The sequence below is a fragment of the Clostridia bacterium genome, assembly GCA_016887505.1.
GTDB lineage: Bacteria > Bacillota > TC1 > TC1 > UBA5767 > UBA5767.
This window is the reverse complement of sequence record CP069393.1, coordinates 2,040,507-2,065,656: the sequence shown is the minus strand read 5'-3', so window position 1 is coordinate 2,065,656 and position 25,150 is coordinate 2,040,507. Positions and strand designations below refer to the sequence as shown.

The 25,150-nt window shown below is 43.4% G+C and carries 21 protein-coding genes and 2 riboswitches; of the genes, 2 read left to right on the top strand and 19 right to left on the bottom strand.

All coding sequences use genetic code 11. The annotated features are described in order from the left end of the window. Positions 1-12: 12 nt before the first annotated feature. The 14 genes from mazG to gcvT all read right to left on the bottom strand — a co-directional run bounded on the left by mazG (position 13) and on the right by gcvT (position 17,871). Positions 13-804, bottom strand: coding sequence for a nucleoside triphosphate pyrophosphohydrolase (gene mazG / locus JR334_09795; GenBank protein QRN85236.1), 792 nt, complete (start codon positions 802-804; stop codon positions 13-15). After that, positions 791-1,777: a peptidylprolyl isomerase gene (locus tag JR334_09790; GenBank protein QRN85235.1), complete on the bottom strand. Its 987-nt coding sequence runs from the start codon at positions 1,775-1,777 to the stop codon at positions 791-793. The genes mazG and JR334_09790 overlap by 14 nt, the downstream gene beginning before the upstream one ends. Positions 1,778-1,847: 70 nt before the next feature. After that, entirely contained in the window at positions 1,848-5,351 is a 3,504-nt protein-coding gene (mfd, locus tag JR334_09785) for a transcription-repair coupling factor (protein ID QRN85234.1), read from the bottom strand. A 2-nt stretch (positions 5,352-5,353) separates the two neighbouring features. Continuing rightward, positions 5,354-5,914 carry an aminoacyl-tRNA hydrolase gene (locus tag JR334_09780; GenBank protein ID QRN85233.1) on the bottom strand — a complete coding sequence of 187 codons (561 nt, stop codon included), beginning with the start codon at positions 5,912-5,914 and terminating at the stop codon, positions 5,354-5,356. A 50-nt stretch (positions 5,915-5,964) separates the two neighbouring features. Beyond that, positions 5,965-6,945: a ribose-phosphate pyrophosphokinase gene (locus JR334_09775; protein ID QRN85232.1), complete on the bottom strand. Its 981-nt coding sequence runs from the start codon at positions 6,943-6,945 to the stop codon at positions 5,965-5,967. Positions 6,946-6,953: 8 nt separating this feature from the next. Then, positions 6,954-8,312: a bifunctional UDP-N-acetylglucosamine diphosphorylase/glucosamine-1-phosphate N-acetyltransferase GlmU gene (glmU, locus tag JR334_09770; GenBank protein ID QRN85231.1), complete on the bottom strand. Its 1,359-nt coding sequence runs from the start codon at positions 8,310-8,312 to the stop codon at positions 6,954-6,956. 222 nt (positions 8,313-8,534) lie between these two features. After that, positions 8,535-8,882, bottom strand: coding sequence for a septation regulator SpoVG (gene spoVG / locus JR334_09765; GenBank protein ID QRN85230.1), 348 nt, complete (start codon positions 8,880-8,882; stop codon positions 8,535-8,537). Between the two features lie 89 nt (positions 8,883-8,971). After that, entirely contained in the window at positions 8,972-9,838 is an 867-nt protein-coding gene (locus JR334_09760; GenBank protein QRN85229.1) for a 4-(cytidine 5'-diphospho)-2-C-methyl-D-erythritol kinase, read from the bottom strand. A gap of 1 nt (position 9,839) precedes the next feature. Continuing rightward, positions 9,840-11,387, bottom strand: coding sequence for a homocysteine S-methyltransferase family protein (locus JR334_09755; GenBank protein QRN85228.1), 1,548 nt, complete (start codon positions 11,385-11,387; stop codon positions 9,840-9,842). Further along, on the bottom strand, positions 11,377-13,173 hold the full coding sequence (locus JR334_09750) for a HAMP domain-containing protein (GenBank protein QRN85227.1): 1,797 nt from the start codon (positions 13,171-13,173) through the stop codon (positions 11,377-11,379). The genes JR334_09755 and JR334_09750 overlap by 11 nt, the downstream gene beginning before the upstream one ends. Next, complete coding sequence (locus tag JR334_09745; protein QRN85226.1) at positions 13,174-13,860, bottom strand: response regulator transcription factor; 687 nt, start codon at positions 13,858-13,860, stop codon at positions 13,174-13,176. It abuts the gene before it with no gap. Between the two features lie 83 nt (positions 13,861-13,943). Continuing rightward, a complete protein-coding gene (gcvPB, locus tag JR334_09740; protein QRN85225.1) occupies positions 13,944-15,425 on the bottom strand; it encodes an aminomethyl-transferring glycine dehydrogenase subunit GcvPB in 1,482 nt (493 codons plus the stop codon). Beyond that, positions 15,406-16,761 carry an aminomethyl-transferring glycine dehydrogenase subunit GcvPA gene (gene gcvPA / locus JR334_09735; protein QRN85224.1) on the bottom strand — a complete coding sequence of 452 codons (1,356 nt, stop codon included), beginning with the start codon at positions 16,759-16,761 and terminating at the stop codon, positions 15,406-15,408. The genes gcvPB and gcvPA overlap by 20 nt, the downstream gene beginning before the upstream one ends. A 15-nt stretch (positions 16,762-16,776) precedes the next feature. Beyond that, positions 16,777-17,871: a glycine cleavage system aminomethyltransferase GcvT gene (gene gcvT, locus JR334_09730; protein QRN85223.1), complete on the bottom strand. Its 1,095-nt coding sequence runs from the start codon at positions 17,869-17,871 to the stop codon at positions 16,777-16,779. Positions 17,872-17,946: 75 nt separating this feature from the next. After that, positions 17,947-18,033, bottom strand: a riboswitch (glycine riboswitch). Then, positions 18,034-18,134, bottom strand: a riboswitch (glycine riboswitch). Positions 18,135-18,315: 181 nt separating this feature from the next. On the opposite strand from gcvT, the gene JR334_09725 reads away from it, so the two are divergent. Together JR334_09725 and JR334_09720 are read left to right on the top strand one after the other, a co-directional pair. Continuing rightward, positions 18,316-18,597: a winged helix-turn-helix transcriptional regulator gene (locus JR334_09725; GenBank protein QRN85222.1), complete on the top strand. Its 282-nt coding sequence runs from the start codon at positions 18,316-18,318 to the stop codon at positions 18,595-18,597. Beyond that, positions 18,590-19,264 carry an SdpI family protein gene (locus JR334_09720; protein ID QRN85221.1) on the top strand — a complete coding sequence of 225 codons (675 nt, stop codon included), beginning with the start codon at positions 18,590-18,592 and terminating at the stop codon, positions 19,262-19,264. The genes JR334_09725 and JR334_09720 overlap by 8 nt, the downstream gene beginning before the upstream one ends. Before the next feature lie 74 nt (positions 19,265-19,338). Here JR334_09720 and JR334_09715 read toward each other — a convergent pair whose 3' ends face one another. The 5 genes from JR334_09715 to JR334_09695 form a co-directional block, all read right to left on the bottom strand. After that, positions 19,339-20,106 carry a prolipoprotein diacylglyceryl transferase gene (locus JR334_09715; protein QRN85220.1) on the bottom strand — a complete coding sequence of 256 codons (768 nt, stop codon included), beginning with the start codon at positions 20,104-20,106 and terminating at the stop codon, positions 19,339-19,341. Between the two features lie 42 nt (positions 20,107-20,148). Then, a complete protein-coding gene (locus JR334_09710; GenBank protein ID QRN85219.1) occupies positions 20,149-20,397 on the bottom strand; it encodes a Veg family protein in 249 nt (82 codons plus the stop codon). Positions 20,398-20,477: 80 nt separating this feature from the next. Then, a complete protein-coding gene (gene rsmA / locus JR334_09705) occupies positions 20,478-21,347 on the bottom strand; it encodes a 16S rRNA (adenine(1518)-N(6)/adenine(1519)-N(6))-dimethyltransferase RsmA (GenBank protein QRN86910.1) in 870 nt (289 codons plus the stop codon). Positions 21,348-21,353: 6 nt separating this feature from the next. Next, entirely contained in the window at positions 21,354-23,477 is a 2,124-nt protein-coding gene (locus tag JR334_09700) for an RNA-binding transcriptional accessory protein (protein QRN85218.1), read from the bottom strand. 66 nt (positions 23,478-23,543) lie between these two features. Continuing rightward, positions 23,544-25,145: an efflux RND transporter periplasmic adaptor subunit gene (locus JR334_09695; protein ID QRN85217.1), complete on the bottom strand. Its 1,602-nt coding sequence runs from the start codon at positions 25,143-25,145 to the stop codon at positions 23,544-23,546. Between the last annotated feature and the right edge of the window lie 5 nt (positions 25,146-25,150).

Genomic DNA, 25,150 nt, shown 5'->3' with positions numbered 1-25,150 from the left:
AGGCCTTTTAGCCTATTGAAGTTCCTTCTTTGCCTCTTGCCACCAGCTTTCTAGCTGCTCAAGCCTTAGGTCGTTCAAATCCAAAGAACCATCCTGTGCCTTGGACTCCATCATTTGGAAACGACGTACAAACTTGTCATTGGTAGCTTGTAAGGCATCCACTGAATCCATGTCCATTTTTCTAGCAATATTTACCAGAGAAAAGAACACATCGCCTAATTCTGCTTCAATTTCCTGCCTATCTTTCTGATCTATGGCCGCTTTAAGCTCAAGTATTTCTTCATCTACCTTGCCCATGGCCCCATCTAAATCCGGCCAATCAAATCCAACTTTGGCCGCACGTTGTTGTAATTTTTCTGCTCGGTAAAGAGGGTCCATCGCTTTGGGAATATCCATCAAGGTTTGATTTTTACGTACGCTTTTTTCTTCCTTCTTGATTTCTTCCCAACGAATTTCTACCTCTTTTGCACTATTAACCGAACTATCCGCAAATACATGAGGGTGTCGCCGAATCATTTTTTCCTGAACACCATCAATCACATCATCCAGGGTGAATGCCCCTGATTGTTCCGCTAGCGCACTGTGGAACACTACCTGCATTAGCACGTCACCAAGCTCATCTTGGAGTTTTTCCATGCTATTTTCTTCAATGGCTTCATAGACCTCATAAGACTCCTCAATCAAGTAGCGTTTTAAACTGTCATGAGTCTGTTTCCTATCCCAAGGGCAACCATTCGGCGAAAGCAACCGCTTCATAATTTCTATAAATTCTTCCAGTTTCTTACCTGTATTAAGATTCTTCATCTACTTCCGGCTCTTCTACAGATACAAAATTTTCAATATCTGCATTTTCATTTAAATTCATTACATAGTCACCGAATATTTCATCTTTTTTATTTTCCACCAACATGGTGATTATATCTTCTTTTAATAAATCGAAGTCTTCAATTTTTTCGTCCAATTTGATGATATGGTATCCAAACTGGCTTACAACTGGTTCCTTCGTATATTCACCAGCCTCTAAATTGAGTGCTGCTACTGTAAATTCATCTACATATGGAGAGTCAATCATGGAGAAAGAGTCCCCTAATTTTCCACCATTTGCAGCAGAACCATCATCCGACATTTCTTGCGCTACTGTAGCAAAATCATCACCAGCAGACAGTCTGGCCATGGCTTCATCAAAACGGGCCTGTGCTTCTGCCCTAACCTCATCTGTGGCTTCCTGCGTATTAAAACTAAACAAGATATGGCTGGCTGTGCCCCGTATGAGTGAGCTCTTATTGGCTTCAAAGTAATCTCTTGCCTCATCTTCGCTTACTTGAACATCTGCCGTAACCTTCTCCCGAAGAGCAGTAAGTGCTTCATTGAAAGCAAAGTCCTCGATAAAGGTTTCCTCATCCACACCATTCATAGCTAAAAGGGCTTGGTACTGTTCCTCACCATACATGGATTTCATACTGTCCAAGTACTCAAGTGCGCCATCTTCACTAATCTCAATATCGTTGGCTGCCAATTCTTGATGTAAAAGCACCTTGCGAATCATAATATTCAGAACTTCTTCTTTGAGAATCCTTTGGTATTCTTCATCTTCAGGATCTCCAAGTGAAAGCCCAGAATTAGCAATGTTTTCTTGGAACAAAGCCACTTCGGTCTCTAAATCCTCCATACTGATTTCATCACCGTTAACAATTGCTGCATTATCAGCCGCTGAACATGCGGCCATTGCTAGCAACGATAGTATTAGCAAGAAGCTAATGATTATCCTTTTTTTCACGCTTAAGCCCTCCCTTTCATTCTATCCCATTATGCCGTTTTTACCTTCTAGGTGCAAGTGCTTTCTCTAACTACTCGTCCAACAAGATAAATAGTTTTATAATATGTTCTATCATTTGCTCATCTGTTCGGTCTTTCTTTCTTAAACGCAATAGCAAGTTTTCACTAGGTTGAATTAGTAAATCTCTCTTAAAAGCTTCTCCAGGGCGTAACAATGTCTCCGCATCAAAAGGATTCCCATCGAACTCTAGCTCAATCATTTCGTTTGTGCTGGTAATTCGAACCAGACCCATACGTTTGCCTTTTAAGCGGATTCTAGCAATATCAATTAGGTGCTCCGTTTCAATCGGCATAGGACCAAAACGGTCCTCAATTTCCGTCTTAATATCTGTCAACTGAGCTTCGTCATGGGCCCTCAGGATGCGGCTATACAATTCCATCTTGAATGTAGGGTTTCCAATGTAGGCTTTCTTGATATGCGCACTCACATTAAGCTCAACCTTAACTTCGTTTTCCGGTTCATGCTCTTCCGGAGACTGACCACGAAGCTTGGCAACTTCTTCTTCTAAAAGCCGGCGATACATTTCGAATCCAACAGATAACATATGGCCATGTTGTTCTGCCCCTAGGATATTACCTGCTCCTCGGATTTCCAAGTCCCGCATTGCTATTTTAAAGCCAGCGCCAAACTCTGTAAACTCCCGAATCGCTTTAAGGCGTTTTTCTGCTTCCTCACTCAAAATCTTGTTTCGGCGATACATAAAGTACGCATGCGCTACACGTGAACTTCTTCCAACTCTGCCTTTAAGTTGATATATTTGGGATAATCCTAAATGGTCTGCATCATTTACGATCAAGGTATTCACGTTCGCGATATCGATGCCACTTTCCACAATGGTTGTACACAAGAGCACATCCGCTTCTCCCTCAACAAAAGTCATCATTGCTTGCTCTAGCTTTTTTTTGTCCATCTGTCCATGTGCTATCACAAGACTCGCCTCTGGAACCAAGCGTTCTATGCGCTGTTGCCAAGCTGGTAACTGCGCCACTTTATTGTGAATAAAATAAACCTGGCCACCCCGTGCTAGTTCTTTACGGATGGCATTTTGCACCAGCTGGTCGCTGTATTCTAAAACATAGGTCTGTACAGGATGCCGCTCATCAGGTGGTGTTTCAATAATGCTCATATCACGCGCACCAGATAGGGACATATGCAGCGTCCTAGGTATGGGCGTTGCACTAAGGGTTAAAAAGTCTACTTCTTGTCGCATATCTTTCAAACGTTCTTTATGAGCCACCCCAAATTTTTGTTCTTCATCCACAATAACCAATCCTAAATTTGAGAATTCTACATCCTTTGAAAGCAATCTATGCGTGCCGATTAAAATATCTATTTCGCCCCTTTTTACCTTAGCGAGAATCTGCTTTTTCTCTTTACTGCTGATAAAACGATTCAGGACAGCAATCCGGATAGGCCAATTTGCAAATCGTTTCTCAAAGGTTTTGTAGTGTTGATTGGATAAGACGGTAGTTGGAACCAGCAAGGCAACCTGTTTCGAGTTGTTCACCGCTTTAAAAGCAGCACGGAGCGCTACTTCTGTCTTACCATACCCCACGTCGCCAATAATGATACGGTCCATTGGTCGCATCGATTCCATGTCTTCCTTGGTGTCTTTTATGGCTCTCAATTGGTCGTTCGTCTCGCGGAACGGAAAACGATCCTCAAATTCCTTCTGCCAGGCCGTATCAGCATCATAGGCAAAGCCAATACTCATCTGTCTTTTGGCATACAAGGCCAAGAGGTCGATGGCAATCTCCTTAACCGCCAAACGGACTTTCTTTTTCACGTTCTCCCAATCCTTGGTTCCCAAGCGGGACATCCTAGGCTTGTATCCTTCTGCACCTACATATTTTTCCAAAATCTCCAGTTGTTCAACCGGAAGAAAGAGCTTATCCTCTTTGGCATACTGAATCTCTAGATAATCTTTTTCACGACCATCGGTTTCAATGGTTGTTATGCCCAAATACTGCCCTACACCATGCTGATCATGCACGACATAGTCGCCCACATTGACCTCGGTGAAGGCCCGAATAGATGCCTTGGCACTTTTTTTCTTTTTACGTTTCTCCCTGGTGCTAGAAAATATTTCTCGTTCACCCACCAGGACCAGTTTATCTTCTGTTAGTTCTGCGCCTGCATTTAATGGTTCATCAATGATATATATGAGTCTATTTTGGACTTCTTGGTCAAATGAATCGTCAACCAAGGTATACGGCAAGCCAATCTCCTGAATCTCTTCTATTAGCATCTTCCGCCTTCGTTCATTTTCGACGAATAGAAGTATGGCATTTTTTTTAACCCATTGTTTAAGATCTGCCAAAAAAAGAGCCGTCTTACCTAAATAGCTACTCGCATTTCTTCCATCTAGTTCTAAGATGCGCTTGGCCTTATTGGGTCCTTGCACTACCGGCAAAGGAGCAAAATGAATCGAAAAAACCGAATCCAGTATGTCTGAAAACACCACCGGTTCTAGACGTAAATCCAGATATCCCGGCAAAACCTTCCCTTTTTCATACGCATCCTTATAGGTTGCCAAGTAGAGATCATACTCCTCGGTATAATTTGCCAACATACGATTTAGATTTTCTGTCCATAGCAACGGTTCCTGATTAAAGTAATCGAGAATACCGGATAAAGAATCGTAGAAGTAAGAAGTATAGCGCTCTAATCCTTCGCCTTGGGCATCCTGCTGCAGTAGTTCGATATCCTCTAACGTATCTTCTCTAAACTGCTTTCTTGCCTCTTGGAATTCAGGACCGGAAAAAAGAATCTGCACAGCCTCTAGCGCTGAGCGTAGACCCTCTATGCCTTTTTCCCGTGTTTCCGAATCCAATAGTAAGTCTCTCGCCGGAAGCAAGCGACAAGAGTCCATCTTTTCAATCGATTTTTGGCTTTCAATATCAAACATGCGAAGTGCTTCCACTTCCACATCAAAAAACTCAATTCGAACCGGGTGCTCATAGGCCAACGAGAATACGTCGATCAGTCCACCTCTATGGCTAAACTGACCTGGCGATTCCACCAAATCACACTGTTCATATCCGAGCATGGTCAACCTCTCGATTAGCTCATCTGGTTCTGCCATCTCGCCTAGTTTCAGCGTAAAAGCGCTCTTTAAAAAGCGGTCTTTTGGCACAGACCGCTCCAATAACGATTGCACTGTGGCAATCAATATATCTATTTCCCCAGCTGCAAGCATGAACCTCGCTTGAATTCGCTCTCGTTGAACGTCATTACTGCGGGCCAAGGTCCTATATACCAGCAGGTCTTCCGCTGGATAGAAGATGGCTCTTCCTTCTATGCGTTCACTAAGTCGTTGTGCCAAAGCCCTGCCTTCCCGCTCATCCGAAACGAGAATCAGAAGCGGACGACGTTTCGCCATAGCCGCTGCATATTCATAGGAAATATTTGTGGGCAATCCGAAGACTTGAACATTTCCTGCCCCGTCTAAAAACGCCCTTTCGATTTGTTGTAGCGTATCACGCTGTTCGATTGCTCGAATTAAAAAGCTCATAGTTATCCATTATACTCATTCATCGCCTTGTAAGTGCCTTCTTTTAGTAAGTAGAGCACTGCTTCAGCTGCACGGTTTACGGCCTGTTGCGCCGCATCCCATTCTTCATCGGAAAAGTGACCTAGGACATGTGGTATTGCCGAACCATACTGTGGTTTCCCAATCCCCATCTTAATGCGAGCAAAATCTTGAGTGCCCAAATGCTCAATTACACTCGCAATGCCTTTTTGGCCTCCCGAGCTTCCCTTGCCTCGTATCCGAAGCACCCCAGGATTCAAGGTCAAATCATCCACAAGGACTACCAGATCCTTCACATCCACATCGTAATAATCACGCAGGGAACGTACTGCTTCGCCGCTGGCATTCATAAACGTCAGCGGTTTGACCAAAAGTAGTTTTTCTCCATCGACTAGCGCACTAGCCACCATGGCGTTATGCTTTTTTTTCTCTACAAAAGAAGCACCCAACTTTTCAGCCAACAAGTCCAATGCCATAAATCCCATATTATGTCGGGTTGATTCATATTCTTTGCCTGGATTTCCCAGGCCTACAATTAACTTCATCTCTATACTCCATAAGTGAACAAGGCCCCGGTCGAAACCGGGGCTTTTTTTTAATCTTCAGATTTCAGTTTGGGTTTCGCTGTAAACAATACACTAATCGATTCATCACTTGCAATACGGTCAATGGCCTTCGCAAATAAGGGAGCCACTGAAAGAACTGTCATCTTATCTAACAGATTCTCCTCATCAATATGGATGGTATTGGTCACGATAACCTCAGAAATCACAGAGTTTTCCAAACGTTCAAACGCCGGTCCGGAAAGAATTGGGTGGGTACAGCAAGCAATAACTTCTTTAGCACCCCGCTGCATCAAAGCTTCAGCACCTTTGGTAATGGTACCAGCCGTATCAATCATATCATCTAACATGATACAGGTTCTGCCTTCAATTTCTCCCAGCACATTCATGATTTCTGCAACATTCTCTTTGGGTCGTCTTTTATCAATAATCGCAATATCTGTACCAATACGATACGCCAAATCTCTAGCTCTAGTCACACCGCCCAAATCTGGAGCGACCACTACTGGATTAACATAGTCCCTGTCACAGATATAGTCCGCAATGATGGGGGCTCCTACCAAATGATCAACAGGAATATCGAAAAATCCCTGAATGGCTTTCGCATGAAGATCCATTGTCAACACTCTTCTTGCACCCGCTGCCGTAATAAGGTTGGCTACCAGCTTTGCAGAGATTGGATCTCTAGATTTGGATTTTCTTTCCTGCCTAGCATAGCCGTAGTACGGTATAACAGCCGTGATACGTCTGGCTGAAGCTCTACGCATGGCATCAATCATAATCAATAGTTCCATCAAGTTGTCGTTAACCGGTCTTGATGTTGGTTGAACGATATATACATCAGCTCCGCGCACGCTCTCTCCGATATTTAGGAAAATCTCCCCATCGCTGAACTTTTTCACCTCAGCGATTCCAAGTCTAGCACCCAATTCTTGTGCTATTTCCTTGGCCAATTCCGGATTAGAATTACCAGTAAATATCATTAACTTCTGTTTGTTACTCGTTTCGCACATGTCTCCCCCTAAATCCCCTTTTTCTTTCTCCAGTCTGGCAGGTTCTTCTGTCTCCCTCTAGCAACCGCTAACGTTTCACCTGGAACGTCATCGGTAATGGTCGAGCCGGCAGCTACATATGCCCGCTTCTCTAGATGAACCGGCGCGACCAGATTGGAATTACTTCCAACAAATACGCCGTCTTCTATCTTGGTCTGATACTTATTCACCCCATCATAGTTGCAGGTGATGGTTCCCGCACCGATATTCACACCTTTGCCAATGATGGCGTCTCCGATATAACTATGGTGTGGAAGTTTGCTGCCTTCATCCACGCTGGTTTTTTTGATTTCCACAAAATCACCAATTTTTACCCGGTTTGCAAGACTTGAACCCGGTCGGATATAGGCAAAGGGCCCAATGGTACAATCATCCTTCATGGAACTGTCTAGAACGATAGCAGTATCAAGGTGGCAACGTGCCCCTATATGTGCATTTTTCAGTCTGCAATTTGGCCCTAAATATGTCGCTTCTCCCACGACGGTATCACCTTCTAAGATAACACCAGGCCAAATCTCTACATCCTTAGATAGCATAACATCAATTCCAATATATACACAAGAGGGATTTACCATAGTAACACCCTTTTTCATCCACTCTTCATTGATACGCATCTGCATTTGTGCTGCTGCCTCGGCCAACTGAACTCTGTCGTTAATTCCAGCTATTTCTGATGCATCCGATGCCAGGTAGGCTCCTACTTTATCCCCTTGCTTATACAGTATGGATAATACATCTGTAAGGTAGTATTCTCCCTGGGCATTTTTAGGCTCAAGTTGGTCTAGTACACTCAACAGTTCTTTCGTCTGAAAGCAGTACATCCCAGAATTGATCTCCTGAATAGTCCGGACCTCTTCACTGGCATCCTTTTCTTCTACAATGCCAGCAACCTGCCCCGCTTGTTTAACGATTCGTCCATAACCATATGGATTATCCATAATTACACTGAGCACAGTTGCCTTATTACCCTGTAGATTATGCTCTGATACCAAAGAAGCAATGGTCTCCTTACGAATAAGCGGGGTATCACCACACATCACGATAACTTGATCACTTCCTGCAATAGCTTCTCGGGCCATCATCAGACCATGTCCCGTGCCCAGCTGCTCTCTTTGCCAAACTGTCTCTGCACGGTCTTCCAAAGCCTCTTTGACCTCTTCACCACCATGACCAATAACCACCACTGGCTTTTCATCCGTCTGACCGGCCACCGCCTCAAGAACATAATGAATTATTTCTCGGTCTAAAATTTTATGTAACACCTTCGGAACGTCGGATTTCATACGTGTACCCTTGCCTGCTGCCAAAATAACTGCTTTTATCTTCATCTATATCTCCTCACTTCGCAAATTCTCCTGCCATATTCTACCATATTCTACTAATATCTACAGATACTACCTTGAAAAAATACCTAAATTCAGTTATTAAAATCTACAATTCTCCTCGTCACATTATTACCGACCCGTTCGTTAGGCAAAGCAATCATCCGCAATCACAAATGGGACTCCCTTTTAATAAAAAAAAGAGTCCCGAAGGACTCTTGAATTCAATTATTCCACAACCGCTGCTTCTTCCGTATTCACTTCTTCCTCAACAAATACTTCCACTTCTTCTTCCTCTTCTTTTTCAGCCTCCAGTTCTGCCAGGGCACGGTCATAGGCCTCTAGAACATTCTGCTGAATAATCGAACGAGCTTCCGAATTGATGGGGTGGGCAATATCTCGGTAGTCGCCATCGGGCATCTTACGGCTGGGCATCGCCACGAATAGGCCATTCTGCCCTTCCACTACTTTTACGTCATGAATCACAAAAGCATCATCAACTGTCACTGAAACAATCGCCTTCATTCTTCCTTCTTGGTTGATTCTGCGAACGCGTACGTCTGTTACGTTTACCATACTGTTTCACCCTTTCTCAACGTTGTTATTAATGGTTGCTCAACCTACTCTTTCGACAGATGGTGCGTAATTCCTGCAAGAATATGAATTTAATATGATATTGTTTGCACTAAATAGCATCGATATCCTGCATCAAGGTAATCTTTACATGCTTTTTCTCTGTCCTTCCCATCCTCAAAGATGCCCATGACAGTGGGGCCACTACCACACATCAAGGCGACTGCTCCTCGATTTTCAAGGCTAAGAATCAACTGACCTACTTCAGGACTAAGCCCACAGCTTATCTGTTGTAAATCATTATGAAGAAAATCCTTCAACCTAGAAAAACGTATCCTCTTTCTTTCCCTTAATTCATTTTCAATAGCTCGTGAAGCGTATCGCACCTTATGCTCTCGTTTATCAAATTCGCGATATACTTTTGGGGTCGATAGGCCGAAGGATGGTTTAATGAGTAACATGTTCCACCGGCCAAAGGAAGGAATTTTTCTCACTTTTTCTCCTCGCCCAAAAGCAAACGCCGTACCGCCTTGTATACAATACGGTATATCCGACCCGAGTTCAGCAGCCAAATGTTCCAATTCCTCCGGTACAAGCTCTAACTTCCATAGGTGGTTCAGCCCTCTTAACGTAGCCGCTGCATCTGAGCTGCCCCCACCCAGTCCAGCTTGAACTGGAATCCGTTTTAGCAAAGTAAGGTCTGCACCCTTTTTGACTGAATATCTTTTTTTTAGCAATCTAGCTGTCTGCAATACCAGGTTATCTTCTGGGTCACTCGTCACCGCCTTTTCGCAATCGAGATGAATCTGTTCATCGTCTCGCAAAGAAAGGATAAGTTCATCACAAAGATCCACAGATTGCATGACCATCTCCACCTCATGATATCCATCCGGACGAACCCCCAACACATCAATACTTAGATTTATCTTGGCATAAGCCAACTCCCTTAGTTCCTTCATATTATAGTCCCTGAAATCTTTCCTTCCGGAAATCGGCAATTACCAATTCTATCTCAGAAGCTGCCAAATCCTCTGGCATAGAATCCAAATGAAGCATAATATATCGGCTTAGATTTCTTGCTTTTGCAGCCCAAGCACTACTTCCATCGATTTCAAGCAAGTCACCAATATCAATCAACAGCAACCCTCGGGCAAGGCCTTCGCTTACAGCCCTTTCTATTAGTGCTTCACAGGAAGAAAGTTCTTCCTCATTGCGGGGACGAAGCCCTAGTCCAGCCCCATAACGTTTGGCAATCGTCAGCATGGCATCGAAATCCTCCATACGAACGTCACCAATCAAGGCGTTCCCACTAGCAAGCATGAGTAACCTTTCCAAATGTTTTCCACAAACCCTAGAAAGCACCAATGGCAAATTCAGTGGACCATTCAAACCTAGCATCAGTTGGGTAGCCAGCTCTTCGCTTAGATATGATTCTGGTAGAGCGATATATAAGCAGTTGGCTCCGCTTTTGATTTGTTTTCTCAGAATTTTGGTTAACCGCCGGCTGTCTTCCGCTTGGCACAAACTCTTCGTCTCTTCGCCAGCTTCGAGACTGGCCGCCCTAATCTGTTCCTCTCCCAATACCTTGCGTACTCTTCTAGAGCATAACGCAACTGGCTTTTCTCCAACTGGTTCAGCATAAACACATTCCGCACTAGCCATAGCAATCGCCTTGATATGCTTCGGTGTTGTACCACAGCAGCCACCCACAATTTTGGCGCCAGCCTTTACAAATTCTGGCACAAAAAGGGCCATGGTTTCTGGCGTTTCCCTATATACTACATGATCATTTTCCATCTCAGGTAACCCCGCATTCGGTTGGACAGTTAGCGGCACATTGGTCACTGCACCCATACGTTTGACTACAGCTAAGAGTCCCGCAGGTCCTGTAGAGCAGTTCACACCAATATAATCTGCACCCATTCCTTCCATGACCGAAGCTGCGATTTCAGGTGTCGTTCCCATTACTGTAGCCCCGCAATCTGTGTATGTCATCTGACAAATTACTGGAATATCGGGAGCTACATCTCTTGCGGCTAAGTAAGCTGCCTTCAGTTCTGTAATCTCCATCATGGTTTCAAGTAGATACAGGTCCACACCGCCATCCGCAAGGCCTTGCATCTGCACCTGAAACGCTTTTAGTACTTCATCAAAGCTGTATTCTCCCATTGGTGCAATTAGCTTTCCAGTAGACCCCACTGATCCAGCGACCAAGGCTTGACTGCCTGCTGCCTCTCTAGCGATTTGAGCTCCTAATTTGCACAGGTCATACGCTCTATCCGCCAAATCGTATTCACCAAGCTTCAGGGGTGATCCCCCAAAGGTATTGGTCTCTATAATATTGGCTCCACTTTCTATATACGCTGTATGGATATTTCGGATTACCTCAGGGTTGGTTTCATTTAATAACTCCGGGCAGCTTTTAATTTCAACCCCAGACTCATAAATCATGGTACCCATTGCTCCATCACATACCAATATTTTTTGCTTGTCAAATTCAATTCTCATGCTGTTCCTCCTTTATGGGTAAGCAAAACCATACCGTTGTTCCTTGCGGTTCATGGTCGACTATACCTAGTGTCCCTTGGTGCGCCTCTACCACATGCTTGACAATAGATAGGCCTAAGCCAGTCCCCCCAGTTTCCCGGGATCGGTTCTTATTAACACGATAGAATCTCTCAAATACTCTTTCTTTTTCATCATCTGGAATACCAACCCCTTGGTCTGTTACGCGTATGCAAACAGAATTTTTTTCTTGGTCATAGGATATCTGTATGTTGATATTTGTTCCATCCTCACTATACTTGATGGAATTTTCCAACAGATTGACCATTACTTGATTAATCCATATTTCATCCGCTTCTATTTCAGGTAAATTTTCCACTATATCTACCGTAAGATTCAAGTTTCTATCCATCATCATCGGTTGGAACTGCTCTTTTAGTTTCTGGACTGTCTCTTTTACATTAAAAGGAAGTCTCTCGATTCTAAGCGTCTTTTTCTCTAATCTTGCAAGACTAAGTAGGTCTTCTGCCAGACGAACCAGTCGAGTAGTTTCTTTATCAATGATAATCAAAAAGCGTTTCAAGGTTTCCTTATCGTCCATGGCTCCATCTAATAATGTCTCCGTAAATCCCTTGATGGCCGTAAGCGGTGTCTTCAATTCATGAGAAGCATTGGATACGAATTCCGTTCGAATTATTTCCGCTAGCTTGATCTCAGTGATATCGTAAATGGAGACTACCACGGACTCTAGTTCGTCCCCATTTAGAATCGGTATCATCACCAATTCATAATACCTTCGGCCTTCACCCAACCAATCTAGATTCAAGTGCTGCACTTCATGGGTCTTTTTAAGCTCACAAAATCCCCTATCAATCGTATGGTTCTTCAATGCCTGGAGATGATTCTGTCCCAAGACTTTTTCAGGAACCACATGGAAGATTTGACCGGCAGGTTGGTTTATAGCCCGAATCTCTCCACTACAACCCAGCATTACCACACCATTACTCAAATTATTCAGAATGCTCTCCAATTCTATCCTCGCACTGTGCAAACGATTCATTGTTCCCTGCAAGCTTGAAGTCATCTGATTTATACCCTGAGCCAACATGCCAATCTCATCTCTACTTTGGGGATATACCTTGAGATTAAAATCACCTTGTTGCACCTTTTTGGTCACCTCAGCAATTTGCAGAATCGGCTTTGAAATGGTCCTAGACAAGTAGCCTGCTGTTAGCAAGGCGATTAGGCTAGCCACCAGCATGGACAGTCGAAGAGAGATTGCCAATTGTTCCGGCATGCCCTTCGCGCCTTTCAGGGTTACACTCAAGCGGACGAAGGCTACTAGTTCACCCTCTCGATATACTGGACGAGCAACATAGATATATTCTTGACCCATGGAGACAGAAGATCGAACTTCCATACCAAGCCCATTTTCAGCCGCATCAATAAATTCTTGGCGGTCTATGTGGTTTTCCATGGTATCCTTGTTGCGATTCGTCTCAATAAATACTTGTCCCTGGGGATCGATAACCGTTACCCGATAGCCAACCGTATCGCTAAGTGCTTTCATATATTCTTCAATACGAGCGTCATCCAGACTTGCTTCTTCATCTGCTAGTAGTACCTCTAGTGTCTGCATGATAGATAGGCTTTGGTCTTCTAGCTCTTTATGGATAACCTCCACATTATAAGAGCGATAATAGCTGGTAAACATCAGGGCAAACACCAAAAAAGTAACTACGATGATGCCTAGATAACTGGCTAACAGTTTATGACTTATTTTTTTCATCTATTTCTCCTGTAGCTTATATCCAACACCACGAATGGTCACAATATATTCAGGATTACTGGGATCTAACTCAATTTTCTCTCTTAGATGTCGTATGTGCACATCAATGGTTCGAGTATCACCAAAAAAGTCAGTGCCCCAAATATATTCTGTCAAGATATCCCTGCTCATAACCTTGCCGGGATTTTTTAGCAATAGCTCAATAATTTGATATTCAGTAAGTGTCAAAACAATTTCTTTTTCTCCCAGCAAAAACGTATGCTCCAGGGGAAGTAAGGTTAATTCCTTGAACTGTATGATGTCCCCCTCCTGGCTTTCTTTGCTTTCCACGGTGCGGCGTAATACTGCTTTTACCCGAGCCACTAGCTCTCGCACTGAAAAGGGCTTGGTCATGTAGTCATCTGCTCCTAGTTCGAGGGCTAACACCTTATCAAACTCCTCGATTTTTGCACTAATCATCATGACGGGAATATTACTTTTCTCCCGAATCTTTCGGCAAAGCGACAAGCCATCAATGCCTGGCAGCATAATATCCAACAAAACCATATCAAAATAGTTCTTTTCAAGAAGTTCCCAAGCTGCACTACCATCCGGTGCACTCGTGACCTGGTATCCTTCTTTCTTTAGATTGTACGTTATCAGTTCGACGATATTCGGCTCATCGTCTACTACCAAAATCTTTTTCATGACTGTTTCCTTTCGCTTACTGAGCTTATTTTATCATAAAAATAGCGAAGCAGAGATATCTCTGCTTCGCTTACTTTTTCTTTTTATAATTTGAATTCGGTCCAGCGAAGAATTTGGTCTTTTGCAGCCTTCACTTCATCCGGTCTACCAATTACAGTGCAACTCGGAGCATTCTTAACTTTATCCGTTTCCTCAATGCACTCTTTGGCAATCTTGGCCATTACATCTGCAAATTCATCCAAGGTTTCCTTCGATTCTGTCTCAGTTGGTTCAAACATCATAGCCTCATCCACAATCAAGGGGAAATAGATTGTAGGTGGATGGTAGCCATAGTCTAGCATCCGCTTAGCAATGTCTGTGGTATGTACACCGTATTCATGCTGGCGTTTCGATGTCGCTACGAACTCGTGTTTACAGAGACGATCCTGCGCAATTTCATAATGTTCAGATATCAATGCCTTTAAGTAATTGGCATTCAGAACTGCCATTTCGGCAGCTTCTTTGATACCAGCTGCACCGAGAGCCCGAATATAGCAATATGCTCTCACCAATACAGCAAAGTTACCATAGTAGGCTTTCATACGGCCAATGGAATCTGGACGATCGTAATCGAAATAGTACTCGTCTTCAATATCATTGTATTCCACTGTCGGTTTCGGCAGGAATGGAGCCAAGAAGGCCTTCACGCCTACAGGACCTGCGCCAGGGCCACCACCACCGTGTGGTGTACTGAAGGTCTTGTGCAGATTTGTGTGAACTACATCAAAGCCCATATCGCCAGGACGAGATATACCCATGATGGCATTGGCATTGGCACCATCGTAGTAGAGTAAACCGCCGGCATCATGTACAATTTCAGCAATTTCCTTAATTTGGCTTTCAAACAATCCCAAGGTGTTGGGGTTGGTAAGCATCAAGGCTGCCGTATCATCACCGACTACTGCTCTTAACGCTTCCACATCCACTTCGCCATTGGAGTTTGATTTAATTTCAATAACGTTTAGTCCAGCCATTTTGGTGGTCGCTGGATTCGTGCCATGCGCTGAATCCGGTATAATTACGTTGGTTCGCTTAAAATCGCCTCTTTTATCGTGGTAGGCCTTAATAACTTTAATACCAGTCAGTTCGCCATGAGCTCCTGCAGCAGGCTGTAAAGTCATCTTGTCCATACCCAAAATTTCTGCTAAAGATACATCCAGTTCGTACATCAGCTGCATTGCGCCCTGCACGGTTGAAGGATCTTGATAAGGATGCAACCAGATGAAGCCCGGCATTCTAGCCATTGCTTCATTAATCTTGGGATTATACTTCATAGTACAGGAGCCCAAAGGATAGAAACCCGTATCCACACCAAAGTTCAAGTTAGACAATCTAGTAAAGTGTCTAGCAACGTCAACTTCGCTTACTTGAGGCAGTCTCGCATCAGCTTTACGAATCATTTCTGCCGGAATCATCTCCTCTACTTCAACCTTGGGTGTAGTACCTTTCGGTAAAAAGTAGGCTTTGTGTCCTGGTGTGCTTTTTTCAAATATCAGTTTTTCTCTTTTACTTAAACAGCTGTTCATTGAAGATCACCTCCATGTATTGAGCGGCCAAATCGATTTCTTCTTTGGTTCTGAATTCGGAAAGGAAGAACAAGCCCTCGTTTACCCGTTCTGGGTAGAAACGGCTCAAGTCGACACATCCAAAAATTCCTTTTTTCAGCAAACGCTTATTCAATAGTTTAGCTGGGACCGGTAATTTCAAGGCAAATTCATTAAAGAAATGACCCTTGTTAACCAGTTCTACACCTTCAATGGCTGTAAATCTCTTCATCGCATAGCTTGCATTGCGCATACTTTTAAGAGCCATCTCTTTCAAGCCCTTGGTTCCCAAGGCACTGAGTGTAATATTCGTAGCTAGAGCATGTAACGCTTGGTTGGAGCAAATATTAGACGATGCTTTTTCCCGTCTTATATGCTGCTCTCTGGCTTGCAAGGTTAACACAAACGCTCTTTTTCCATCTTTATCTTCTGTAAGGCCAACGATTCGGCCAGGTAGTTTTCTTACATTTTTCTTGGTGGTTGCAATTAGACCAATCGATGGGCCACTGAAGTTAATGGGACCGGCAAGGCTCATTCCTTCGCCAACCACGATATCTGCACCCAGATTTCCTGGTGCTTCCAACATTCCCATGGAGACAATATCTCCTACCACAACGATAAACATGGCCTTGTGCTCATGTGCTAAATCAGCAACAGCTTTTAGGTCCTCAATATTACCGAAAAAGTTGGGGTACTGAACTGCGACCGCACCAGTCTTATCGTTGATGCTAGCTTTCAGTTCATCCATAGAAGTAATCGTGCCGGCAAGACCAGCCTTCTTAACTTCAATACCCAAGCCATTCGCATAGGTCTCAACCGTTTCAATATACTCAGGGTGAATCGCTTCGGAAAGGATGATTTCTTTTTTGCGATCACAAGCCATAATCATGGCTTCACATAATGCATTCGCACCGTCATAAACAGATGCATTGGACACATCCATGCTGAAAAGCTCACAAACCATAGTTTGGAATTCAAAAATACTTTGCAAGGTACCTTGGCTAATCTCTGGTTGGTAAGGAGTATAGGCTGTATACCACTCAGAGCGGGACAAGAGATGGTCCACCAAGGCTGGCATGTAGTGGTCATACGCACCACCACCCAGGAAACTAATTACCTGGTCCATGTTTTGGTTCTGACTACTCATGCTCTTTATTTTCTTTTTAAGCTCATACTCGGACATACCCTCCGGTAAGTTCAAGGGACGGTTTAGTTTTACATTATCCGGTATATCCTTGAATAGGTCATCTACGCTATCAAGACCTATCCGCTCAAGCATTTTCTTTTTGTCTTCTTCAGTAGCTGGTAAGTAATTCATTATTTCACCTCCAATTTATTTGCTGCGTTTATAGAACGGCGTTTTCACTACTTTGGCTTTCACCTTCTTGTTGCGGATGATTACATCAATTTCGTCATCCACGGCGACTTTTTTCGTTTCCACAATGGCTAGGCCCAAACTTTTTTCAAAGGTTGGAGCATAGGTACCAGTAGTTACACTTCCTACTTCCTCGCCATCCTTCTCGATAATATAGTGGGCTCTAGGTACACCGCGACCAACCATCTCGAAGCCTACAATTTTTCTAGGTCTACCGGCTTCCTTCATCTTAGCGATGGGGTCTCTTCCGATAAAATCACCCTTATCTAATGATATGAAGCGTCCCAGTCCAGTTTCCAATGGATTGATATCTTCCGTCATCTCATGACCATACAAGGGCATCTTCGCTTCAAAACGAAGTGTATCTCTCGCACCCAAACCGCAAGGCATGATATCTTCTCCGCCTGCTTTTAGCATCTCATCCCACAGGAATTCTGTATCTTTAGCAGCACAATAAACTTCAAATCCATCTTCACCAGTGTAACCAGTTCTTGAGATGATGCAGTCAATTCCACTGACTTTTCCATTTACGAAGGAATAGTAAGGGATGGGCTCCAATTCAGTTTCCGTAAGAGTCTGCAGAATGCCAATAGCCATCGGTCCTTGAATCGCGATCTGTCCAAACTCATCTGATTCATTGGTTAACACCAACTCTTCATCCTGCTTTTGTTCGTTAATCCAAGCCCAATCTTTCTCAATATTGCCTGCGTTGACGATTAACAAATACTCGTCATCGCCCACATGATAAACTAGCAGGTCATCCACGATACCACCATGTGGGTAACATAGCACTCCGTAACGTGCCTGTCCTATGATGGAGTCCGATACGTCGCTCGTAATCAATCGTTGAATGAAGCTTAGAGCATCTTTACCTTTGACACGGATTTCGCCCATGTGGCTTACGTCAAACAAGCCCGCCTTGTTGCGTACAGCGTGGTGTTCTTCTTTGATTCCGGAATACTGGACTGGCATATCCCAGCCACCGAAATCTACCATCTTGGCACCCAACTTGCGGTGCGCAGCATTTAATGGTGTTTTCTTGATTTCAGGCATTTCTTTTCCCCCTTTTATCTCCCAATTGTCCAAACGTGAAAAGAAGGACATGGGAAAACAGCAAATTTGCATGTGCCCTTTTCCCCTGTCCTTTTTACCTGAGAGATTACCAATCGGCTTTCCCCTTTGGTGTCTTGCCGTAGCAATCCTCTCCAGAGGCAGTGTCTAGTTACAGTCCTTTTGCCTGAAAGTTTCCCGCAGAGTGCACGCTCTATCGGTTGCTTCTTCGGCGCATGATTCCATGTCTCTCCCACAACTATTCATCCACAAAATATTCATTTGTACCCTAAATATATAGTTACTTTTACAGTGACGCAACCAAACAGCCTATTAAAGAAAGTTATCTTTTTCACAACATCTTTGATTGTCGAAGCTTTTTCTTTCTTTTTTCTTCCTCCTCGTGTATTATGTATATATATAGATATCTCTATATAAGGAGGGCGTATGGTATTTAATGACAGTTTCAAAGCCCTGGCGGACCCAACCAGAAGGCAGATCCTAGAAATGTTAAAAAAGGGCGATCTCAGTGTAAATGAAATTGCTTCTAAATTTGAAATTTCTCAACCGAGTATATCTAGGCATCTTAGTATCCTAAAAACGGCCGATTTGGTGTCGGATGAACGAAAAGGACAGCAAATCATCTATTCTTTGAACACTAGTGTATTTGAATCACTAGTCGGATGGTTCATGTCCTTCAGAGACAAAGGAGAGACACATTATGAATAAAAAGAGAGTAGTTTCTTTTAAAAAAGGTGATGCGATTCTAGTTGCTTTCATTGGGCTGATGTTTGTAATCGGGCTTTTAGCCTATCGGCATTTGCCTGCGCAAATACCAATCCATTGGAATATAAACGGCGAAGTAGATAATTATGGCAGCCGAGCCTTCGGCGTTTTTGGCATTCCGTTCATTACACTAGGTGTATTTTTGTTATTTTATTTTCTACCGAATCTAGATCCAAGAAAACACAACTATCCTCAGTTTGCCAGAAGCTACCAAGCCATTAAGCTTGTGACTATTGTATTTATGTTCATGCTCTACTGTGCGACTATCCTTTATTCATTAGGCGTCCCGGTTAATATCAGCTTGGTCGTCAATCTGCTAGTGGGGATTATGTTCATCATCATCGGGAATTACTTAGGTAAGGTGAAGCATAACTATTTTGTAGGCATCAAGACACCATGGACACTGGCAGACGAAGAAGTCTGGAAAAAGACCCATCGCCTCGCCGCTCCCTTCATGGTCATCGGAGGGGTAGTATTCATAGCAGGTGCCTTTATCCAACAGACTGCGGTATATATTCTTTCCTTCACCGTGCTCATGATTGCCGTCCTGGTCCCAACAGTCTACAGCTACCTATTGTTTAGAAAATTGCATCCCAACAGCAAAGACTAATTACAGCAATATTGATCATATAAATAAAAAATGCCATCGCTCTATGCGATGACATTTTTTTATTCAATATTTTTTCATGACACCTTGTCTCTTCTTTTTGCAACATAAAGGATGACGAGGCCAACGATAACGCCTAGCAAACTGACTACTTGAGCTACCCTTAGCGGACCAAACATCAAGGAATCTGTTCGCAGTCCTTCGATAAAAAAGCGTCCCATCGAATAGAGCATAAGATAGCCAGCTAAAATACTTCCTTTGGGTTTGGTTTGCCTTAAACTAAGGTATAGTAAAATAGCAAATACACCCAGGTTCCACACGGATTCATAAAGAAAAGTCGGATGGTGGTAGTTGCCGCCAATCAACATCCCTTCTTGAATGAAATTCGGGAAATGACTAATATAGGCTTTGCTGACAATGCCCCCATATGCTTCTTGGTTAATAAAATTGCCCCAACGACCAATCGCTTGTGCCAATATAACGGCAGGTGCTAAGGTATCAAGCAAATGCAACAGATCCATCTTCTTTCTTTTGCTGTAAAAATAAAGAAAAATCAAGGCAGCGATTACACCACCATGAATAGCCAAGCCACCATGCCATACCTTAATAATCTCGTCTGGTCTGTTCATATAATAGCCTAGATTGAATATTACATAATATAACCTAGCACCCACAAATCCAAACGGCAACATATAGATACAGGCATCGATTACCTCATCTGTATCTAAGTTTGTTTTTTTGCTCAAATTAAATACTACTAGCAGAGCCAGGGCGATGCCAATACCAATCAAAATACCATACCAATGTACCGATATCGGTCCCAGTTTAAATGCTATCGGGTTCATACTACTCCTCCAAAAAAAAGAGAGCACACAGCTCTCTCATCTTTAACTTGCGCTTATTTCCAATTCAACTGTTTTGGTCAACACATCAATATAGCTAAATGACATGCGCCTTCCAGCTTCATCTCGGCTGGCATCCAACAATACTACAAATACGTTGGGATAGGTCTGCTCGATGATTCCACTTTTTTCAACAATTCTCTTTCTTCCAGTATTGGCTCGAATGACAACCTCACTGCCAATGTTATCTTTGAGATTATCTCTGATATCGGATATTTCCCGTTTGTTGGCCACAAGAACACCTCTTTTCTTCCACAATATAATGATTATAACATATGGTCGAATAAATGTAAAGCTATATTTTACTTTAACAATTACTGATTGTCAACACTATTTTTAAATTGATACAGTCGATTGCTTAGAGATGCAAATTCTTCGATGGCTAATGTTTCACCCCTTCTACCCGCTTCAATCCCTAGTTCCACAAGCATCTCACGCAGTTCATCTTTCGTGATAAACCCTAGGTTATGGGACAAGGCGTTGAGTAGCGTCTTGCGCCGCTGTTGGAAAGCACCCTTTAGCACACTAAAAAACATTACTTCATCTAGCACTTCAACGGGAGGCTTATTTCTAATCGTAAGGCCAATAACAGCTGAATCAACTTTGGGTGCGGGGTAGAAGGATTGCGGTCCAACTGTTGTCAACACCTCGGCAGAAGCATAATAACGCACAGCTACCGACAGAGCTCCATACTCCTTCCCCCCGGGATTAGCCTGCATTCGCTCCGCTACTTCTTTTTGAGTCATGACCGTGATGGAACTGATATTTTTTTGTTTTTCAAGAAGTTTCATTATGATGGGCGTCGTAATATAATACGGCAAATTGGCAACCACTTTATACTGTTTTGCCCCAAAACGTTCCATCACTTCCTGATCCAAATCTATTTTCATCACATCCTGGAAAAGCAGTTCCACATTTTCCATCGGAACAGTTTCCGCCAACAAGGGTTTTAGTTTTTCGTCTATTTCAACCGCTAAAACAGCTTTGGCTGCTTCGCCCAAGCTGTTAGTCATGGTCCCCATACCAGGTCCAATTTCCACAACTACATCGTCTAACCCAATATTAGCGCCTTGAATGACCTGTTCTACCACCTGTTCATTTAAAAGGAAATTCTGGCCGAATTTTTTTTTAGTATAAAACCCATACTTTTTTTGCAACATTCTAATGGTGGAAAGGTCCGTCAGCTTCATCTATTTCATTCCTTTCATCGATAGCGATACCCGTTCTCTAGCTATATCTATGCTCAATACTCGTACTTTTACTTGGTCACCTACACTAACATGTTCTAGTGCATTCCGAACAAAGTGATCGGACAATTCCGAAATGTGGACCAAGCCATCTTGGTGCACGCCAATATCTACGAAGGCACCAAAATCCACAACATTTCGAATTACACCCTCTAATTCCATTCCTGGTTTCAAGTCCTTTAAATCAATTACGCCTGATTTAAATACAGGTTTCGGCAATTCCTCACGAGGATCCCGTCCCGGTTTTAGGAGTTCTTGTACAATATCCTTCAAGGTTGGAACCCCAATATCTAGCGCCTCCGCTTGTGCCTCAATATCTAGGGCTTTCAATGCTTGTTCATCTCCCAGTTCAATCTCGTTTTGGTCTAATAAAGCTTTCGTAGCCTCATAGGACTCAGGATGGACTGCCGTATTATCTAATGGATTTTCTCCATCAGGAATGCGCAAGAAACCAGCCGCCTGCTCGTAGGCCTTGGGGCCTACACCTTTTACCTTAAGAACCTCTTTCCTGTTGGAAAACAGGCCTTTTTCTTCCCGGTAGGCTACAATATTTTCTGCTGTTTTTTTGGACAAACCACTTACCCGTAAGAGTAAGGGCACACTAGCAGTATTTAGGTTCACCCCAACCAAGTTTACACAGTCTTCAACTACTCCATCTAAAGAAACCGCCAAACGCTTCTGGTCCACATCATGCTGATACTGACCTACACCTATGGCTTTGGGGTCTATCTTAACCAATTCCGCCAAGGGGTCGATAATTCTTCTCGCTATGGATACGGCACTTCTCAAGGTGACATCTAAATCAGGAAACTCTTGCTGACCCAGTTTGCTAGCAGAATAGACCGAGGCGCCTGCTTCATTGGTGATGGTGTAAAGGACATCCAAATCCATATCCTGTATCATTTCCATCAGGAAGGTCTCACTTTCACGGCAAGCCGTTCCATTGCCCAAAGATATGGTCTTAGCCTGATGCTTTTCTAGCATAGAGGCCAGTTTTTTGCGACTTGATTCTATCTTATTGTTCGGTTCAGTTGGATAGATGACCCCTGTATCTAGCACCTTGCCTGTAGCATCTACACAGGCAAGTTTGCATCCAGTCCGAAAGGCTGGATCAAAGCCAACCACACTACTATCTTTAATAGGTGATTGTAAAAGCAGTTTGCGGGCATTTGCAGCAAAGACCCCAATAGCATGTTCTTCCGCTGTCGCACTCAACATATTGCGAATTTCTCTCTGCAAGGAGGGAACCAGCAATCGCTTATAGCCATCTAAAATACTTTCTTTAACTTCTCGCAAAAACAATACCTTCTGCTTTAGGTTCTTTTTCAGGATGCTTTCCATAATCTGGAGATCTGGGAATTCAAAGCCCACCTGTAAAACATTTTCCTTTTCTCCTCTATTCAAGGCGAGCATGCGATGTGGGGCAACCTTAGCAATCTTCTCGGCATACGTATAATACATCTCATAGGGAGTACGTTCTTCCTCCGGCACCTTATTGTTTGAATAAATCGTGCCTTGAGTCATAATCATTTTTCTAGCTTTTTTGCGAATCTCTGGGTCATCCGTAAAACGCTCTGCCAAAATGTCCATCGCACCTTGAACCGCATCTTCATAGGTTTCCACTTCCTTTTCAGGATTTACGAAATTTTCTACCAAGGTTTTTTTATCCCCTTCAAGGGTTACCAACATAAGATCTGCCAAAGCCTCCAAACCTCGTCGTTTGGCTTCTGATGCTCTCGTCTTTCTCTTAGGCCGATGTGGACGGTAGTAGTCCTCAACCTCTACTAAGGTTGTCGCCTTACTAATTTTCTCAAATAGTCCTTCCTCTTGGATGTCGTTCTCCTGAAGAAGATGGAGGACCTCTGTCTTTCTCTTTTCTAGATTTCGCAAATAAGTCAGTCTTTCTTCAAGGCGTCTTAAGATTTCGTCATCTAGCGTTCCTGTCATTTCTTTCCGGTATCGTGCAATAAAAGGAACCGTGTTGCCTTCATCGAGTAAGGCAATGCTGGCCTCCACTTGTTTATGACGAATATTAAGTTCCTGGGCAATCTGAGTAGCGATATCCATTTTTTTCTCCTTATATGTCAAATCTTTGCGTATTGAAAAGGTGTTGCTTTCGCAACACCCCTTATTCTAATACATCATATTCATACTGGCAAAGTTTTGTCCTCCATTGCCATTCAATAAGACTACCAGATCTCCCTCAGAAAGGCCTGAAAGGATTTCTACATAAGTATCCCCCTCGGCGCCAGTCGTCACTTCCAGTGGTTCTGGTTCACCTTCTGCATTCAACTGCTGTACAATGCCTAGTCCCTCATCCATAATGGTAATGGCTTCTCTGGGGACGCGAAGCACATCCTCTTTCTTCTCAACAAAGATATCTGCATCCCCACTCATTCCAGGCTTAATGCGGTCATTGCCCTCAATCTGGATTTCAGCTCGGAAGTTGACACTTCCATTTTCTACTTCTCCCCTTTGTCCAACCTTGCTAACTTCCCCGCTAAAGGCTTCATTGCCAAACGCGGTAAAATAAACATCTGCTTTTTGCCCTACGTATACTTGCCCTATGTCGTATTCGTCGATAACCACTTTCATCTTAAGCTGACCCACGCTGGCAATAACTGCCGCGTCCTCTACAGCAGAAAGTGTTTCACCCTGTGTTGCATTCAACTCAATCAAGGTTCCGTCAAACTCTGCCCTTACCACATACTGGTCTAGCAAGTCTTTCGCTTCGCCAAGAGCCAGTTTAGCCTTTTGCAGTTCCATCTTCTGCTCCAAGGCTCCGATCTTAGCGGAGGAAGCGTCCACTTCCGCCAATACCGTCTGCGGACTAACGATATCTCCCACAGAAACCTTCACCGAAGAGATTGTTCCCCGCACACCAGCTTTGACTTCAATCGCTTCAACAAAACGGGTTAAGCCACTTCCCATAGCGACAATGGTCCTACCATCTTTTTCCGTCTGGATTATGGCCTTTTGCCCGTCATCCAAGCCACCTGGATTTTCGAAAACAATGGTCACATAGCGAACCCGACCACCGCCACCTATGGGCGTATCTGCACTATCTATTTTGCTTATCTTTCCCTCTAAAAAGCTCATAAACTGAGGAAAATAAACCTGCACAGCATCTCCTTCGTTGAATAGGGCATAATCGTTGATGCTTAACGCGTTCCTCACTTCCAAATAATCTTTATTTTCTATTAACGCTACTACCGTATCCGGAGTAACCTCTGTGCCTCTATCAATATTCAATTCTTTCAGCTCACCCGATGCCCCTATCACAATCTGATTGCTTCCGGTGTTTTGGCTACCGTTTTCTGAAACCATTTTCTCATACTGCAACAATTGCAGTTGATAGTTCATTCTTGCTTCGGTATCATCCAATTCGTAGATTATATCACCCTTCTTCACCGAATCGCCTTCTTTGAAGTTCACCCGGAGTACCTTTTCATCGGGTACACCCGTGACAATTTGCTCCTGATCAGCGGTGGCGTGTCCTGTTACATAGATGGTGCGTTTCACTTCGCCTCGTTCAACCGGCACCTCTTGGTAACTCATGGGAAATTCATCTATCATTGGAACTTCTTGTTCATCGCTTTTCTGCCATCTCATAAACCCAAATGCAATCAAGACTAGCAAAAGCAGTACTAGTATCTTTCTTGATTTTTTGAGTCCCTTAAACCAGGCGAAAGGTTTCTTCCATCCAAATTTTGTTTTCTTTTTTTGTTCACTCATTTCCT

What these genes read in the sequence shown, in the direction of transcription:
- JR334_09745 (QRN85226.1), bottom strand. Translation starts at nt 13,860, where the DNA reads ATGAAAAAGATTTTGGTAGTAGACGATGAGCCGAATATCGTCGAACTG.
- JR334_09750 (QRN85227.1), bottom strand. Translation starts at nt 13,173, where the DNA reads ATGAAAAAAATAAGTCATAAACTGTTAGCCAGTTATCTAGGCATCATC.
- JR334_09775 (QRN85232.1), bottom strand. Translation starts at nt 6,945, where the DNA reads ATGTGCGAAACGAGTAACAAACAGAAGTTAATGATATTTACTGGTAAT.
- gcvPA (QRN85224.1), bottom strand. Translation starts at nt 16,761, where the DNA reads ATGAATTACTTACCAGCTACTGAAGAAGACAAAAAGAAAATGCTTGAG.
- gcvT (QRN85223.1), bottom strand. Translation starts at nt 17,871, where the DNA reads ATGCCTGAAATCAAGAAAACACCATTAAATGCTGCGCACCGCAAGTTG.
- JR334_09700 (QRN85218.1), bottom strand. Translation starts at nt 23,477, where the DNA reads ATGGATATCGCTACTCAGATTGCCCAGGAACTTAATATTCGTCATAAA.
- JR334_09780 (QRN85233.1), bottom strand. Translation starts at nt 5,914, where the DNA reads ATGAAGTTAATTGTAGGCCTGGGAAATCCAGGCAAAGAATATGAATCA.
- gcvPB (QRN85225.1), bottom strand. Translation starts at nt 15,425, where the DNA reads ATGAACAGCTGTTTAAGTAAAAGAGAAAAACTGATATTTGAAAAAAGC.
- glmU (QRN85231.1), bottom strand. Translation starts at nt 8,312, where the DNA reads ATGAAGATAAAAGCAGTTATTTTGGCAGCAGGCAAGGGTACACGTATG.
- mfd (QRN85234.1), bottom strand. Translation starts at nt 5,351, where the DNA reads ATGAGCTTTTTAATTCGAGCAATCGAACAGCGTGATACGCTACAACAA.
- JR334_09725 (QRN85222.1), top strand. Translation starts at nt 18,316, where the DNA reads ATGGTATTTAATGACAGTTTCAAAGCCCTGGCGGACCCAACCAGAAGG.
- spoVG (QRN85230.1), bottom strand. Translation starts at nt 8,882, where the DNA reads ATGGTAAACGTAACAGACGTACGCGTTCGCAGAATCAACCAAGAAGGA.
- JR334_09715 (QRN85220.1), bottom strand. Translation starts at nt 20,106, where the DNA reads ATGAACCCGATAGCATTTAAACTGGGACCGATATCGGTACATTGGTAT.
- JR334_09760 (QRN85229.1), bottom strand. Translation starts at nt 9,838, where the DNA reads ATGAAGGAACTAAGGGAGTTGGCTTATGCCAAGATAAATCTAAGTATT.
- mazG (QRN85236.1), bottom strand. Translation starts at nt 804, where the DNA reads ATGAAGAATCTTAATACAGGTAAGAAACTGGAAGAATTTATAGAAATT.
- JR334_09720 (QRN85221.1), top strand. Translation starts at nt 18,590, where the DNA reads ATGAATAAAAAGAGAGTAGTTTCTTTTAAAAAAGGTGATGCGATTCTA.
- JR334_09695 (QRN85217.1), bottom strand. Translation starts at nt 25,145, where the DNA reads ATGAGTGAACAAAAAAAGAAAACAAAATTTGGATGGAAGAAACCTTTC.
- JR334_09755 (QRN85228.1), bottom strand. Translation starts at nt 11,387, where the DNA reads ATGAGAATTGAATTTGACAAGCAAAAAATATTGGTATGTGATGGAGCA.